The organism is Clostridium sp. MD294, from assembly GCF_000364165.2.
Classification (GTDB): domain Bacteria; phylum Bacillota; class Clostridia; order Lachnospirales; family Anaerotignaceae; genus Coprocola.
Genome location: NZ_CP097810.1, coordinates 1,658,326 through 1,675,895, shown reverse-complemented (window position 1 = coordinate 1,675,895; position 17,570 = coordinate 1,658,326). Strand labels below are relative to the sequence as shown.

The window sequence follows — 17,570 nt, the reverse complement described above, 5'->3', positions numbered from 1 at the left end:
CCCTATATTTTATAAACAATTATGTCATTTCCATTTTGTATATGTTCCATACCATAAGCTTTTTCAAATATACTTAAAGGTAAATAAGCTTTATTATTATAAACAGTAGGAGCAACAGAAACTTTAATTTCTTCTCCATTTACAAATACTATTTGTTCTCCTAAATAATATTGTATTAAAATACCGTTGTCTTTTAAAATGTAATCTTTATTTACATTTCCCTTATATACTTTAGCACCAATTTGTCTAGCTAACTCTTGTGCAGGAACATATATTTGTTGTTCTATAACGCAAATGGGAGAAAGCAATTTTACATCATAATATTGAAATGTAATATGCCAAGGCTCTAAAAATGTTATTTGTTGTTGCTGTAATTGTTGTATTGTGTTTAATATTTCTGCTTTTTCCTGTTCTGTGTAATTGTCTTCTTTTTTTATTTCTATATTTATATTTTTTTCATTTTCTGTATTTTGTTTTATATTTGTATTTTGATTGTCATTTGTCATAGTATTGTTTTGCTGCAATTCTTTTTCTATTTGTTTCATATGTTGCTCTGCTTGCTGCATTTGTTCTATAGCGTCATTTCTTTCTTTTTTTGTACTTTCTAATAACTCTGTTTGTCCATTTTCTGCTGCTGACAAATATTGTTGTTGTTTTTGTTCTGCCTGTTGTTGTGACTGTTGTTTTTGTTGTTTTGCCATTTGATACTGTTGTATACCATTTAACTGTAATACATTTCTTTTCTCTTCAAAATCACTTTTAACATTTTGTAATGCTATTTTTGCCTGCTCTGCTATATCAGAATTTTCATCAAACTGTTCTATAGCATTTTGTATATTTTCAATACTTTGGTTATAATAAGCAATCATTTCTTCAGTTTCAAAAAAATTTTCCATCTGTTCTAAATAAACTGTTACATCATCTAAAGCAACATGAAGTGCTAATAGTGCTTGTGATTGTATTTGTTGCAATACACTTTCTGTTTCTTTATTTTGTTTTGCTATTTGATATTGTTTTGTTTGACAGCCACTTTTTGACAATTCTTGTATACTTTTTTCTGCTTGTTGTTTTGCCTCTTTTAATGTTTCTAATTGTTGTTTTTTTTGCTGTTCTGTTTTGGGTTGTTCTCCCATCATAGCCGCTTTAATACTTAATATTTTTTCTAATCCAGTATCTGCTGCTTTTTGAATACCTTCTCCTGCTGCCTTTTGAAAAGACTGCTCTGCTTGTAATAACATTTTTTGCAGTTGAGAGCTTGTTTCATTTGTCTGTATTTGTTCTAAACTAGGCAATGTTGTTTGTATATTAGTAATATATTCTGCATATTTTGCTATCAATGCTGCATTTGCATTATAGTCTAATTTTGTTGTTTCATATTCTAATCGCTCTAATACTTTTTGATAGCATAATACTTTTCTTTGATTTTCTACTGCTGTTTTTTGATTTGTTGCTTCATTTATTTTTTGTAATGATGCTCCTTCTGCTCTCAAAGTTATAATAAAATTTTCTATATTTTGTAGTTGCTTGTCAAAATATTGTAGTTGTTGTAAAAATGGTTCTTTTTCTGTATACAAGCTTTCTATCACACTTTGTATACTCACAAAACATTTTGTGCCTTCTTTATCTCCTTGTTCTTTCAATGCCTTTTGTATTTGCAATTCTTCCTCTATTCCTTTTAACTCTACCATATTTTGAGGATATGCTATATCTTCTATTTCTAAAATATTTGTTTGCTCTCCTGTTGTCAAATCGATTACTTGTCCTTTTTCATTGATATAATGTGTTAAATTCAAACGATTAATTTGTTCATAAGAAACAATATTATCTATTGTTTTAGAAATTTCACTGATGTCACTGCTTTGTGTAATATCATACCATGTACCTGCATTAATGTCAGATTTATAGTAAATATGGTTTTGATTTTCTATTTGTGCAGAATTTTCTGCTTTCTCTAATATACTACTTGTCATGTGGTCTATTACAATAGCATATGTTCCCATAATTATAGTACGATTAGGAAAAGCACTTGCATCAGGGCGAAGTACTTCCGCAAATACAGTATTATATTGTAAAAACATAATACTACTTAATAAATACAAAAATAATTTCTTTTTCACACACTCACTTCCCTATTCTGTCCATAATGTTCCGTTTTGTTCTAAATATAATATAGCTAATTCTCTACCTTCTGTTTTTAAACGTACTTTCAAATGGGATATAGGCTGAAAATATAAATGTAATGCTACTATCATATCTCCTTTTTTTGCAGAACCAACTACAGTATTATCTACCATTAAGTCATAGCTATCATATTGATATTGTTGTGTTGTAATAAAAAAAGCATATATTATACTGTCATATTGCTGTATATTCCAAGTTCCTATTTGCTTTGATTGTTTTTGCTGTATCTGTGCTGTACCTGATGCTGGCTTCATATTTAATATACCATCATAATGAACACCTTGTATTTCTGCAGTATATTTCAATTGATTTCCTTTGTAAAAATTTACTGTCAACATTGTAGTATTACCATATGCAATAGACAAATGTGTCAATGTTTCAGAAATAGGTATTTTTTCTCCTATTTCAATATCTTCATAATAAAGTTGGTAGCTGTCTACATCATACTCTTCTGGTATAGTAACAGAAAACATAAAATTATAATCTGTAATATTATTTTTGATATGCCATGTTGCAGTATCTACAACACTTTGTCCCATTTCATACTCCTCTTGATTGTTTTGTGCAATACCTAAAAAATAATTGACATAGCCTGCTGTTTCACTATTAAATGTACTTAAATATTTAGCATAGTCTATTTTTGCCTCATAAAGTGATTGTTGTTGTTGAAAAAGACTCTGTCTTGCACTTTCTAACTCTACAAATGATACAATGCCCTTTTTATTATCTTCTAAACTTTTATTGTAACGTATTTCATTTTGTATTAAATTTTGTTCCATTTGCTGTATACTGCTTTGCATTGTTTTTAGTGTAGTGTATGCTGTTTGTATATTTTGTTCTAGTTGTTTTTGTGCTTGTTTTTCTTGCTCTATTGCTTTATCTCTTTCTACTAATGTCAAAAAAAGCTGATATTTTTCATCTTCCATATATCGCGTACCAGAGTATTCTCTTTTAAACCATTCTTTTGGAATATAAATTTTAAAAAATATAATATTAATAACATAACTTCCATACCAAGGACTGTCTATATTATCTAATGTATTTTGATAACGTGCTATAAATTGCTCATAATCCATTTTAGTATCTTTATGGCTTTTGATATAACTTTCTACTTCTGTCATATATTTAGAATACACGTTTTTATATATTCCTATTACAACATCTGTTTCTTTTTCTGCTAATATTCTGGCTTGTCTTTTTTGGTATAGCTCAAAATCGTGTTGTAAAGCATATTGTATAATTTGTTGTAACTGTTGTCTATCAAAATTAGTCTGCTGTATTTGTTCTGAAACAGCATAACCTAAAAAATTCTCTTTTCCTAAAATTTCAGCTAATTTTAATTCCTTTTCATATTGCAATATAATATTTTTTTCTTTTTCTTTTTGCAATGAAGTAATGCTATCTTGTATGTACTCTAAATCACTTTGTTTTGCTTTTGCTAATTTTACTTGTTCATCTATAATGCTTTTGGACTGTTGCATTTGCTCTAATTGTTTTGTAATTTCTTGTTGTTTATGTTGTGTTAGTAAAACATCATAATATGCTTGTTCTGCTGCTGTCTGAGATTTTAATGCTTCACTTTTTTTCTTTTCATTTAATATATCAATATCATTTTCTATTTCAGGTACTTTTGTAAGCAATTCTATTTCTTTTGGCATACCATGTTTTTCAGGAAATTTAATATTAAAAAGCAGTGAAAAACGTATTGTACTTTCCTTTTTTACAGTATCTGCAATACCTTCTTTTGCTTGCCTCAATTCTATTTGCTTTTTTATCAAATCTATTTTTGTATTTTGTATTCCAATACTATTTTCTATAGCAAGCGTTCTAACTTCTTCTAAAGTTAATATTCTATTCTCTGCAACTGCATTACAAATAAAATTACTGCACAATATTATAACTAATAGCAATATACAAATTTTCTTTCTCACGGAGTACCCCTTTCTATTTCATAATAGCACACAGTACCATTTTGTTTTTGTCCATACAACTTTATAATATTATCTTCAACATTACATTCTATAACATAATCTATATTTATTTGTTCGTCACAAACAGTATTATAAATTTGTTGTTGTTGTATCATTTCAAAACTATATTCTTTTTGTTTATATTGTTCTAGTTTTTGTTTTGCGTCATAAAATGTCATACCATTTTGTATGCCTTCTATATTTTGTTTACCAAAAAACTGTATACTTTTTAAAACAGGTGGCTCATCATATTGCGAAAAATCAAATGTAAATGAAATATCTAAACTATTATATATTGTTACAATACTATTTTCTAACATAATTAGTTGTGTTTCTCTACCGAATGCTTGTCTAATTTCTTCTAAATTGCTTTTAATAAACTGTTTATAGTCAATATTGTCATTATAAAAATTGCCTGTATATATTTTGCTACCATTTTGGTCATATAATGTACCTAATCCACTTTTTTTCCCTTCTGTAAAATTACCATCATATAGTAATCTGTTTGTATTGCTATCATAAATTTTTCCTGTGCCATGATAAGCTCCATTTAAAAAACTGCCTTGATACAATATTTTTCCTTTTTCGCTGTCATAAAGTACACCTTCTCCATAATATAATCCTCTGCTAAAATTGCCGTCATAAAGCAACTGCCCCTTTTGATATAGTCTTCCCTTTCCTTCATAAGCATTTTGAGAAAATGTACCTTGATACAACACAACATTATCTGAACCACTTGCATATAATGTACCCTCTCCTGTATAATACCCATTTTCATAGCTGCCTTTATATTGTATTTTACCATTTTCAAAATAAGAAATGCCTTCTTTTTGGTATCCATTTTCAAATATTCCAGAAAATCTAATATTTTCATTTTTATTATAAAGTATGCCTGTACCATGATATTGATTATTTAAAAACTCTCCTTCATATACTTTTTTTCCTTGCTGATATAATATTCCTGTGCCACAATATTGATTATCAGAAAGTTCCCCTTTGTAAATCATATCACCATTTTGATATACTTCTCCTTGCCCTTGTGCCTTTCCTTTTTCCAGTTTTCCTAAATAAAGCAAATTTCCATCTTTTTGAAATACTTTTGCCTTTCCTGTAAATTCATAAAAATCATTTGTATTTACTACAATTTCTGCTGACCATAATTTTCCTCTCAAAAAAGGATATACATATTGTATTGTCAAAAACAATACTATGCAAAATGATAAAAGCAATTTTAGTAAAAACTGTTTTGATACATATATAGAACCTTTTTTGATATAGTCCTGCAAAGTATTAGGTTTTTCAAATGCGTAATGAAACGTTCTTTGCAAAATACCATAATAATATTGTTGCAACTTTCGTGTTATATTTTTTAATTTTGATAATTTACTTTTTAATTTTGCTATGCTATTTTTCAAAAAGTTTACAGTAGTATTTCCAAAAAAAAGTAATATCTTTTCTACCATTTACTTTACCAGCTTTCTTCTAGGAAGTATAATTTTATTTTTTTTTGCAATAATTTCATCACAATAAAAAATATGTTTTTTTGCTGTAATATCATTTTGTGCAATGCTAATTGCTGTAACAAAATGTTTTCTTGCTTGCTCAAAATCTCCAGCATCGCAGCATTGTGTTCCTTTTATAAATTCTGACAAAGACTGCTTTTTTTGTTCTTTTTCGTCAGAATAATACGCATTCACACAATCAAAAAGCATTATATTATCTTCTATAGGTAAAACCAATTTTCTAATACTATAGCACTGTTTTTTCTGTATTTGTTCTACAACTTGATTTGTCATAACAAGTACAATACCATTTTTTTCTGCATATTTTTCCATATGGTATATCAAATCAATACTTTTGGACACTAAAGAAATCGCCATATGTCTTCCATTACCTACAACACCTAGCATAGTATTATCATACTGTAATGTCATAGTCAATTTTAATTTTTTTGCTGTTTTACGTTGATAGCATTCTATTTTTTCTACTACTTTTAATGCTGTATCTAAAGCAAATTCTGCCTGTTCTGTATAAATCACTCTCATACCAGCACCTTGATAACTTTCAATAATGCCATTACTTTCTCCTACTACACCTGAAATAAGTGCTAAAATCTCATTGATTTGTTTAAATTTTTGTTCTGTAGTCATCTCTTTTGTAATATTATAAAAATTACTTATTTTTATAGTCAATATATACATATTTAGCATGACTTGGTCACCTATTTCCAATTCTGTAATATTTTCTTTTCCCATTTTTTCAAACAATGCTGTAGGTAAAAATCTTTCACAAGCAGTATTCATTTGCAATATTGCATCTAAAAAACATTTAATGCGATAGGTCATTCTATTAAAAGCATTTCCAATTTCTTCTAGCTCATCATGGGAGTGTATTTGAGCTACAACATTCCAATCTCCTTCTGTTAAGGCATCTACACACTTTTTTAATTTTACTACTCCTTTTAAAAATCGTTTTAAAAACAATGTTGTTACAATAATTAATGTCATTACTGCAAATAATATTACTACAACAGTACGAATAAGTATTTCAGACATATATGTTATAACATCTTGTTTATTTAATCCTACATCAAATGCACCTACTAATTCTCCTTTACTATTATAAATAGGAGAAGCAGTAAAAAGCCATTGTTCTGTCATATCTGATGTCATTAGAAATACAGCCTCTCCTTTTTGCCAGCATTCTCTTTTTTGTTGTATTTCCTGTGCACTTGTAATATATTTTTCATTGGTATTACTTAGTTCTTTTTTCCCTTTAAAATTTACACTATCTATACCTATATAAAAAGTATCTTTTTCTAAAAAATATAATGTATAATAGAGATGTTTTTTCATAGCATTGTCATTTTGTTCATAAAACGCTGTTAAATCCAAATACATTTTTTCTATCAAAGTATCATAATAATCCCCCTTTTTTTGAGGAAATATTGCTTTTTCTAAATTATCACCATCAATATTATTTGCTATTAATGTAGATATACTATACAACTGCATATACACTTCATCTGTCATTTCTTCAAATATTTCTTTATATAGTGCTATACTAATACAGCTAGAGCCTGCAAAAAGTAATACAACCATTATCATAACTAATCTAACTAATATTTTTTTAGTATCATGCCAAATATGCCACAATAATACTATGCTACCCAAACAAAATATTGCTGCAAAAAAAGATTTTAAAGCACACTGAAAAAGCATAATTGATGTTTTATTCATAGTAAAAACAGTACGACTTTGCTGTGGTGTGCTAATATAAAAAAAGATTTCTTCTGTTTCATATAAAGGTGTACTTGCTAAAAAACTACCTTTATCATACTTTAAATCTCTTATTTTATGAAAAGGTACATCGCCTGTCATTATATCATTTTCTTCATAAATTGTTTCTATTTTATGATATTGTATATCATACTTTACAAAGCAAAAATGATGTATATCATTAAAATATAATTGCTTATTTTGTTCATCTATACTCAATTTATAAGGTACAAAATGATTTGGTAATGTAATTTGTGAAATCTCATTATTTTTATCTATAAAATATAATTCTGATAATGGTGTTGTAATATAAACACCATCATTTCCATCATATAATATTTCGTTAATAGTATAATCTCTATCAAAATAATATGTTTTTTTCCAACTTTGTTCTGTAATAGTATCATAATATAAACTATGTATTGTTCTATTATCTTCTATTAAAAAACAAACAATGATATTTTGTTCAGTAATATACTGTAAATTTTTTAAAACATGATTTTTATGTTCTGTCTGTTCTGTATCACAATCAAAAAGTGTTTTTTGAAATATTCCTTTCTCATCATATTTTACTATATATTGTTTTGTTATTTGCATTTGTGACTGCTGTTGTACAAGAATATAAGTATTGTTTTGTTCATCTTTAACAATATGAGTAGATTGTATTTCTGTATCGTTTTTTTCTGGTTTTATCAAAAACATATTTTGTATATTATTTTGTTCATCTAGTTCATATACTTCAGTAATGCCACAATAATTTCTTAAAAAAGAAACGGAATTATATTTTCCTATTGTTACATCTGTTATAAAAGAAACTGCTTCTTGCTTATGATAAAAAGTATAAAATAAACTAAAAAATAGACATATAATACATAATACAAACCATTTCTTTCTCACAGTATCCCCTCACATTACACATTCATTTAATAATAATCTTCTTCCTCCAATAATAGCGTATATCCTTCCATATCTTCATCATTTTGAACAGTTTCATTGTTTTCATTGTTTTTGTTATATTGTTGCTGTATTACATTTTGTTTTTGTATTGTTTTTTGAGAATATATTTCTTGTTTAGTGCCATATGTTCTAACTGGCATTTTTTGTAATTGCTCTTTAGGTGGTAATGTCAATATTTGTCCTGTATATATAAAATTAATATTTGTTATATGGTTATAATCTGCCAATGACTGCAAATATCCAATATCTCCATAATATTGCATACAAATCATTGTTAAGTGATTACCAGCTTTTACAACATATGTTTTATTTTTTTCAGTTGGTATTGCTTGTGTTGTTTGTATTTGCTCTGTCTGTAAAATTTCTGACAACTGTGTTTGTTGCTGTTTTTGTGTTACTTCTACAGCAATATCTTGTTTTTGCTCTTGTTGCTTTTGTGTTACAATTTCTACCGTTCCTAACTGTTTTAATTCTGTATATAAAAAAGTATCTTCTGTATTTTTTTTATAAACATCATAAATAATATAAATCATACCTGCTGCTGCTAAAAATCCTAAAAAAGCTGCAAACTTTTTTTTATTTTTTTTATTTTTCTCTGTTATATATGCTTGTACACTTTTTTGTTTTTCTACTGCTCCAGAAACATCTTGTAAATCTTTTATAACTTCCCCTAAATATTTATAAATCTTTTTTTGGCACTTCTGCATTACAATAAGCAATTTGGGTATACTTTTCAATTCTTCATTTGTAAAAAGTACTTTCATAGTCTGCTCCAACGCTTCAAAACAATTTATTTGTTTTTGTTCTGGTAAAAGCAAAAGTTGATAATTAAAATAAATGGTGTTATTTTGCACAATTATATTTGTGTACTGCAACATACAATATTGTATCATATCATCATAATGCTGATATTTTAAAAACTCTTGTAAAACCGTTTGTAAAAGTACCACTCTATAGTGCAATGCTAACTTTTCTGATTGCACATACTGCAATAAATTTTTTCCCTCTTTATAACAAAAAACAGTATATAGCTTTCCATTTTCTGCAAAACAATCTAAAAAATCAGCATATTTTTTTTGTCTCATTTCTAGCAATGTGGGTAACCACTGTTGTATCAGCATTTTGTCTGTCCATTGATTGAGCAGTACTTTTTGTGATGATTGCTGTTTTGTTTCACCTACGAATATGTTCATATATTGATTGTTTTTTAAAATATGATGTACTGTATATCTTTTTGAAAACAGAGTATCTGACACATTGCCTCCTCCTTACTTTATATATCAAATTTGTTTTACTACTACAAATGCTGTTGCTTTTTTATTAGAATATTTTACACTTTCTACAACAATCTCATAAACACCTTCTTTACTTGGTGCTTCATATACTCCATTGCTGTCTATTTTTCCACCATTGTCTTCTACAATGCTCCATTTACATTCTTGGCTTTCTGTGCCTGTCAATGTTGCCTGAAATTTATATTTTTCTCTTGGTTTTAGCATAATTGTATTTGGTTCAACAATTATTTCTACATTACTTACTTCTGCAAAAGAATTTTGTTTTTTATGTTCTCTTTTTAATGCCCACCATTTCACTTTTATTGTTGTCACTTTTGCATCTTTTTTAAATTGTACTCCTATGCGAAATGTTCCTTTATCTGGATAACAAAGTACACCAATTTCTACAGAGGGCAATTCTGTCTGAAAAGGAGAATTTTCAAAAACACTGCTTACTCCAAATATATTTTTTCTCATATTAAAAAAATCTCTTTGGTCAATTACATCTTCTAATGCTGTTTGTATCATGACATCTCCAGAACCTAAACCATGTGCTATTTCTTCACTAAAATAGGATTTTTTATTGCTGTAAAAATCAATTTCTATAATTTCTGTGCCACTTTCTATTTTGTATTGTGGTGATGGTAATTTTTGTGTAGATACTATTGTTTCTGTATGCTGTTTTGGTATAACAGATAAATGTTGTTTTTGTTTTAATAATGCAGTCAATATAGTGTTACTAAGCACATACTGTTGAAAAGGCATATTTTCTATAGAAGTAATAGAATAGTGTTCTCCTTGTTTTATCCAATTTATTTTTGCTAAATATAATTTATTTTCTCCTTCTGTATTAACAATGTCTTCAAAATGTTTTTTATTATATTTTTTAATAACATAATCCATCAATGACATTTTTCCTGTTTCACAAATTATTTTTTTATTTTGTATACTATAGTTTTCATTTCCTATAACAATACTTGATTTTTCTAACAATAAATATTCTTCTGGTAAAGAATTACTTTTTGCTAATATAGTATATTCTAGTATTGTTTTTTGATTTTCTATTATATTATTTTCTTGAAAATAAACAGAAATATCACTTTCTCCTTTTTCTGTTTCAAATCCACTACATTGTAAATGATAATAAACAGAAACTGTTTGAGGTAAATTTTGTTTCTCTATTACAACACGTATTATACCAGATTGTTTTTGTTGTATATAACAAGGTGTTATTTGTGTAATTTTCAGTCCCTGCTGTTCAAACAATACTTGTTCTTTTTCAATTAAATGATATTGTGTCAATTCATTACTATTTTCTGTTTCTGCTGTTAGAAAAAGTTGATACCCTTCTTTTATTCTATTATAATATTTATTTTCTCCTGTTATTTTTCCTGTTACAGAATGTATCAATTCCTGTTCTTTTTCTTCATAAGCAATACATAAATAAGCAGCTTGTCCATCTTCTAATTCCTCAAAGCCTTTTATTGTACTAAGTTTTTGTGTAATAGCTTCTGCTACTATAATTTCTCTACCTGTATAATCTAGTGCAAAACCCTGTCCTAATGATATTGTTGTTTCGTCTAATAACACAACATTCATACCACTCACAACACCTGCTCCTGTTGTTAAAAAATTAGAAAGTCTTCTCTTGTCATTAAAGTACTTTTGTTCTTCTTGAAAATCTCTTACAGAAAGTAATTTTCCATAAAAATAGTTATTTCTAACAAAAGGATAATATTTTTTATGTTCCATAACAAAAACCCTCCTTTATTCTAATAATGTTGTTTGAAAAGGTAATATTGTTGTATCATTTAATTGTAATGCTGTACTGCTTAAAAGGCAGCTATTTATGCCAATATAGCAATGTTGTCCAAATACCATAAAAGGACGTAGTACTACTAATTTTGATTTGGTATGAGCGGGCTGAAATGCTTCCAATAGTTTTTTTAGTTCTACATATTTTTTATAGTTGTCTAAATATTGCTGCTCTACTAATACAAAAAAAGTATAAATGTCTTTACCATAAAGTTCTGTATATTCTTTTTCCCAATCTGTATGGATACTATTTTGTAATATTTCATAGCTTTCTATAATAAAAGGCGTTTTTCCTGTATAAATTTCTACTAGCATAGAAATTCCTTCTTTTGTTCCCTTTTTCTGATAAAGTAAAAAACATTTTTGTAAAAATTCTATAACAATTTTTTCTTCCCAAAATAGGCCTTCTGGTACTGCCATAGCATCTGCAAGCCATTTCAAATTTTCTCCTGTTACAATACTAGGCACAAAGTATTCACACACATTATCAATTTTTTGTTGCATATCAAAAAGCATTGTGTGAAAAACAGCCAAAAATCTTTTCAAAAAAGAATTGTTTTTATGGTCACTATCATAAAATGAAGGCAAATAAGAAGTAATACTTTCTCTAGGAAATTCAATACGAAAATAGTCTATACAAAATGCACTTTCTTCGTACAGCAATATTTCTATTTTAAAATAAAAATACTGCCCTTTTACATCAAAAAGCAATATATCACTTTGTTGATTTATTGTTTTGTGCCAATAAGGCTCTAATAAATACAACTTTTCTTGTTGTGAAAAATCTGCACTTGTTAAAAAATCAGGCAATAACATTTTTTTCTTTTTTACTGTTATTTCTAAATTATCTGTTGCAAAATAAGAAATAGAAAATACGCATTGTCCCTTTTTCTGACAGTGTATAAGTAATCTGTGCCACAACATTTCTTTTTCTCCACTGTCTATATACTCTGAAATATATACTGCCTTTTTATTTTCTTTTGCTTTTACCGAAAGAGTATCTTCTATTATATTGCAATCAAAACATTGTCCTTCTTTCCACAATTCTTCATCAAATATCATACTATTCATACTTTTTGCCTTTCTATAATTCATATGTCATATTTATATAACAGTTCCTCAAATATACTTTTGCATAATGTGGTATTTCACTATCTCCAAAAGAATTACTTTTACTTCCATACAGTTCTAACTTTAAATAAGAAATTTCTTTGACATATTCTAAAGCTTCTAATAGTGCAAAAAAATCTCCATGATACAACATAGTATCATCATTGTATTTTTGTATTTTTTCTATATATTCCTGCAATATAGTTTGTATTGCTTGTTTACTATCAAAAGCTGTATATTGCATTACAAAATCTCCATAAATATCTAAAGGAATATAAACCGGCAGCATAACATATATTTTTGTTGTTATTAATGTTGTTTTATGCAAAAGTTTTTTTATATTTTCTAAATAACAATGAAGTATCTTTTTATTTTTAGGTTGTATAGGAGGCTCTACTACAACCGTTATTGTATTTTCTGCTTCGCTATCACTATAAGGGCAATACAAAGGTAATACTTTTACGCTTTTTATACAAAGTCCTTGACAATGTAGTACCATTTTTTCATATTCTTCTGCTGTAACTGCTCTATATTTGTTTTCTAACAGTGCTATTTTCATTCTTTCTATCAATTCCTCTATTGTTTCTATATTTTCACCATCAAAAGAATTTTGAAACTGCACTATTTTTATAATATTATTAAAATATTTTTGATTTTGTATTGTATCAATTACGCCTTTTTGTATACAGCCCTCTTTGCCATATGTAAATTGTACACAACCAAAAAGCACATTATTTTTTAAACGAGAAGGTACTTTTCCATGTATATTATCTCCAAACACTATACTATTTCCTTCTAATAAATAACATTGTTCTTTTTTTCCCTTTTCCTCTAAAAAAGAACAATGTTGCCAATTATCCCAATATTCTCCTTTTTGTGTTTTACTTTTTACAAAAAGAGAGAGTGTTTTTTCTATACAATATTTTTGTGCTTCTTTTAACACTATTTTTTGTTTTGTTATACCTTTATCTACACTTTCAAAAGCATACTGATAATATTCTTTTTCAAAACAAATTAACTGAAATACAATATCATTTTCTTTTAAATAAGCAAATTGTTGTTTGAATTGCTCTCTATCAGACACTCCTAGCTGAAATAGCATATCCGGCAATTGTTTTACTAAAAATACAATATTATTCTGCTCTGCATTTAAAAAACCATTCTTTGTATAAAACAAAAGTACAAAACATTCTTCTAATGCTAAATATTCATCAAATATCATTTTATTTTGTAAAAATTCTTTTTTTGTAAAAGATATTGTAATTGATTTTGTTTGCTGTTGTAAAAGTGTTATAACATTATATTTTATTTCTTGTAATACGGGTGGTATCTCATAACCATATTCTTTTACTTTTAAACGTAATGGAAATCCTTTTTCATAAAAGCAATGTTTTACATTTTCTGACAAATGCAATGTGACAAATCCTGAAAATAAAAATCCATATGTTTCATCTTTTAAAACAGTAACATCTTGCCAACCATTTTCAGTATAATATTGCCACTGTAATATACTTAAAGGTATAAAATTTTGTTTTTCTAAAATAGCATTTCTATTTTGTTCTAAAAGTTCTATGTAAATAGAAAAATATTGTTTTAATGCTAAAGGTTTTTCAAAATAAATTATAATATCTTGCTTATTTTGAAAAAGAATACTATTTCTTGCAATTTCCATTTGTTCATATGGTATTAAGCGATTTCCTAATGCAATAGAAACAATAGCATTATTTTGTAAAAATACTCTTTTGCTATTTTCATATTGATATTGTTTTGCTAAAAATACAGTACCTCTTGGTAAAAAAGTATCTTGTTTTACTATCACTTCTATAGATACCTTTTCTGGCTTTGCACTTTTTCTCTCCAACTGTAATATTTTTGCAAATTGCAATATCGTTTTATCATCTATTTTTTGCATAGATTGTTGTTGTTTTTCTTTTAAATAGCAAAGAAGTTCTAAAAATGTAATACCTGGGTCATGTATATCCATATCTGTCCATACATCACTATATTGCATATTTAATTTTTGTAATGCTTCATTTAACAATGTTTGACTATTTTTTTTGTTTAGATTAGAAAGAGGTAGCATTTTTTTCTCCTTATAATATTGTACTATAATTGTACATTGATATAAATTTCATGAGTTCCATTTATTGGCACAGCATAAACACAATTTTTTGCTGTTTCCCAAGAAATTTCTTGTTTACTTTCATTTATACAATCATAATAATTAATATGCAGTATATTGATGCTTTTAATATGTTCTATTGTTTTCAGTAAATGATTTATTTTCACTTTTGTAGGAAGTTGTCCTATTAAAAATCCTTTTTTGTCAAAATTTCCTGTAATAGGGTGAATGTATTCTGAAAGTTTTTTTTCTACAGTATCATATACATTTTGATAATATTCATAATTATCTATTGTTATTTCTGCTTTTATACAATAAGCAATATATTTTACTTGTATCATATCAATACGATTTGCCATTACAATAGGGGCTTTTTTGAGAAGCATTTTTTTAATATTCTGTTTTATTTCTAAAAAAGAACTACCTTCCTTTGCTATTTCTTTTGGTAATATCGCCAATGTTAAACAGTATTTTTGATTTTTTTCATTTTGTAATACTTTTACTTGCATTACATTTCTATCTGCTTGTTTGCAAAGTAGTATATAATCTTGTGCTGCTATAGCTCTGTTTTGTGTTTTTAATATATTTTTGCATCTTTGTATTGCCTGTTCTGTTTTTTCTATATTACACCCTCCAGTAATTTGCTCATGATTTGTTACATAGTCTACAAAAGGCACAGCATCTGCAAAATCATTTATTTTTTGTATATCACAATTTCCTTTTTCTCCTTTACAAACTGCATATTTTATATGTATTGTTGCACTATATCCAGAAGGTGGTATTTTTCCTTTTTTATTATCTCCAAAATATACTTCTCCTGCTTTTTTATCTAAAATATATACTCTGCTTTGTTCATTACAAATAGAAAAATCATCTGTTTGCTGCCATTTTATCCAATTATTTTCTTCTTTTATAAACACCTCTAATTTTGTAACATTTCCTGAAAGTAATGTACATTTTTTATTTTTCTGATTTGGTGCAATATAGAAATACATTTCTTCCATTGTTTCCTGTTGTATAATTTTTACAGTATTAAAATAAATGTTCGAAAAACAAGGTTTTTGTTCTTTTTCATTGTCATATCTGCCATCGGTATTTACAGCTCTTAGCCAAAAACAGTTTTTTTGAAACATATTTTTTCGCTTCATTTCAAAATGTATCATATAACTAAGCAATCCACTTTGTGCAAAAAAATTTGTTTGGTCTAAAATCTGAAGTGGTATCCATTTTTGTATTTCATTTTGTTCTCCAAAATACTCCCATTTTATTGCTGGGGCATTTCTTTGATTTGTTTTTGCATTTTGAAAAAACATTTGTATATTTCCACCCAGCATAGGCTGTGATAATGCAATATAACAAGTTGGTAAACTATTTTTATGAGAAGGCAATATTGTAATTTCGTTTTGTTCTGTAATATTTATTTCTATTGTTTCCATATCTTTTTTAATATAAAAAATATCAGCATTTGCTTTTGGTAAAAAATCACTATATGATATTGAAATTTGCTTTAAAACAGGCACATTATAATATTTGTATTGTGCAAAAACATTGCTGATATGTATTATTCTAGCTCTTATAAAATATCCATTTTCTGCCCCTACTATAAACCTTTCTATATCATCAGGACAGCGAAATGACATTTGTATTTGCTTTGATTGTTCTCCTGCAAAAAGATTATTGTGTTCTTTTGTAAAAAACAGTTTTTTCCACCCTATACCATTCCAATATTCCCAAATCACTTCTTCTATAGTAACAGGTAACTGTTTTGGTTGCTGTATTTCTGTTTCTGAAAGTATTGCTTTCCATTTTATATTTGTTTGAGGTGTTATTCCTTCATATTCATATACTTCATGAAATATAGAAATATCTATTGTAATAATAGCATTTTTTTTGCAAAATGCTTCTTCGCAATTGATATAAAAAGCATCATATATTTGATATTGTTTTCCAAAAGGCAAACTATACTTCTCTGATAATAAAAAATCATTATAATATAAATTATCTACTTTTAAATTATAATTCGCAGAAGATATTTTAACATCTGTTATAATAAGAGGAACATCACCTTTTTTTAAAAAAGTACATTTCAAATAACGGCTTTGTTTTTTGATTTCCTTTTCTTCTAAAAGTGGTATATTATAACCAATCTCTAATATAACAGAATTATCTACTGTTTTTACTGATTTTACTTTTTGCCAACCATTTTCTGTAAGTACTTCCCATATTACTATATTACTTCCTAACATTTCTGCTGTTTTTTGTGCCATATATTCTTTTTCATTATGAAAAAAATGTAAAGTAATATTTCCTTTTTTATTAACATTAAAAATAGTTTTGCTGCCCAATATCATATAATATTGTTGTAAATTATTTTTTTGTTCAAAATCAAACAATGTAATTTCTTTTTGTTTGTCTTTTTTTCTATCATAAGCACATATAATACAACTTTCATCTGATGTAGTACAATAAATTGCTTCTATTTTATTGGGCACAGCTAAAAAATTGTTTTTTGTTTCATAAATTGTTCTTTCTTCTCCCTCTTTTTCATAAAAAAGTCTTGTTCCTTTTTTTATGGGAACTCCTTTATAATTTCCTTCATTCATATGTACTGTAGCATAACCTGATGCTGGTGTACTTTCAAATATATCTGCTCCTAATATATTTAAAAAAGTAATATAATTTCTTTGTTTCATTTTATGATATAATGTTATGCTATCTTCCATTTGTTCTGCAAATATTTGATATAATACCATTCCTACATCTACAGTACCCTCTGTATTCCATTCTGGTACATAAGAACTTGCTAATTTCAACATTTTTTCATAAATTTGCTCTTTTGTCATATTTACTAATCTATTGATAG

General features: G+C 27.0%; 9 protein-coding genes. All 9 read right to left on the bottom strand.

Features of this window, described 5'->3' with window-relative positions:
* Positions 1-2 precede the first annotated feature (2 nt).
* Genes C820_RS08270 through C820_RS08230 form a run of 9 tightly spaced genes read right to left on the bottom strand, consistent with a single transcriptional unit; the run spans position 3 to position 17,550 of the window.
* Positions 3-2,117: a stalk domain-containing protein gene (locus C820_RS08270; RefSeq protein WP_004034895.1), complete on the bottom strand. Its 2,115-nt coding sequence runs from the start codon at positions 2,115-2,117 to the stop codon at positions 3-5.
* Positions 2,118-2,129: 12 nt separating this feature from the next.
* Entirely contained in the window at positions 2,130-4,112 is a 1,983-nt protein-coding gene (locus C820_RS08265; RefSeq protein ID WP_004034896.1) for a TolC family protein, read from the bottom strand.
* Complete coding sequence (locus C820_RS08260; protein WP_004034897.1) at positions 4,109-5,614, bottom strand: MORN repeat-containing protein; 1,506 nt, start codon at positions 5,612-5,614, stop codon at positions 4,109-4,111. The genes C820_RS08265 and C820_RS08260 overlap by 4 nt, the downstream gene beginning before the upstream one ends.
* Positions 5,615-8,326, bottom strand: coding sequence for a HAMP domain-containing protein (locus C820_RS08255; RefSeq protein WP_004034898.1), 2,712 nt, complete (start codon positions 8,324-8,326; stop codon positions 5,615-5,617).
* A 26-nt stretch (positions 8,327-8,352) separates the two neighbouring features.
* Positions 8,353-9,642, bottom strand: a complete 1,290-nt coding sequence (locus C820_RS08250; protein ID WP_004034899.1) for a protein kinase family protein — start codon at positions 9,640-9,642, stop codon at positions 8,353-8,355.
* Positions 9,643-9,666: 24 nt separating this feature from the next.
* On the bottom strand, positions 9,667-11,412 hold the full coding sequence (locus C820_RS08245) for a hypothetical protein (RefSeq protein ID WP_004034900.1): 1,746 nt from the start codon (positions 11,410-11,412) through the stop codon (positions 9,667-9,669).
* 15 nt (positions 11,413-11,427) lie between these two features.
* Positions 11,428-12,546 carry a phage tail protein gene (locus C820_RS08240; protein ID WP_004034902.1) on the bottom strand — a complete coding sequence of 373 codons (1,119 nt, stop codon included), beginning with the start codon at positions 12,544-12,546 and terminating at the stop codon, positions 11,428-11,430.
* Positions 12,547-12,559: 13 nt separating this feature from the next.
* Complete coding sequence (locus C820_RS08235) at positions 12,560-14,668, bottom strand: baseplate J/gp47 family protein (protein ID WP_004034904.1); 2,109 nt, start codon at positions 14,666-14,668, stop codon at positions 12,560-12,562.
* Between the two features lie 23 nt (positions 14,669-14,691).
* Positions 14,692-17,550 carry a baseplate J/gp47 family protein gene (locus tag C820_RS08230; RefSeq protein WP_004034905.1) on the bottom strand — a complete coding sequence of 953 codons (2,859 nt, stop codon included), beginning with the start codon at positions 17,548-17,550 and terminating at the stop codon, positions 14,692-14,694.
* Positions 17,551-17,570: the final 20 nt, after the last annotated feature.

Bases quoted from the DNA above. Each gene is read 5' to 3' on its own strand.
- C820_RS08240 (WP_004034902.1), bottom strand. From the start codon at position 12,546: ATGAATAGTATGATATTTGATGAAGAATTGTGGAAAGAAGGACAATGT.
- C820_RS08235 (WP_004034904.1), bottom strand. From the start codon at position 14,668: ATGCTACCTCTTTCTAATCTAAACAAAAAAAATAGTCAAACATTGTTA.
- C820_RS08260 (WP_004034897.1), bottom strand. From the start codon at position 5,614: ATGGTAGAAAAGATATTACTTTTTTTTGGAAATACTACTGTAAACTTT.
- C820_RS08230 (WP_004034905.1), bottom strand. From the start codon at position 17,550: ATGACAAAAGAGCAAATTTATGAAAAAATGTTGAAATTAGCAAGTTCT.
- C820_RS08245 (WP_004034900.1), bottom strand. From the start codon at position 11,412: ATGGAACATAAAAAATATTATCCTTTTGTTAGAAATAACTATTTTTAT.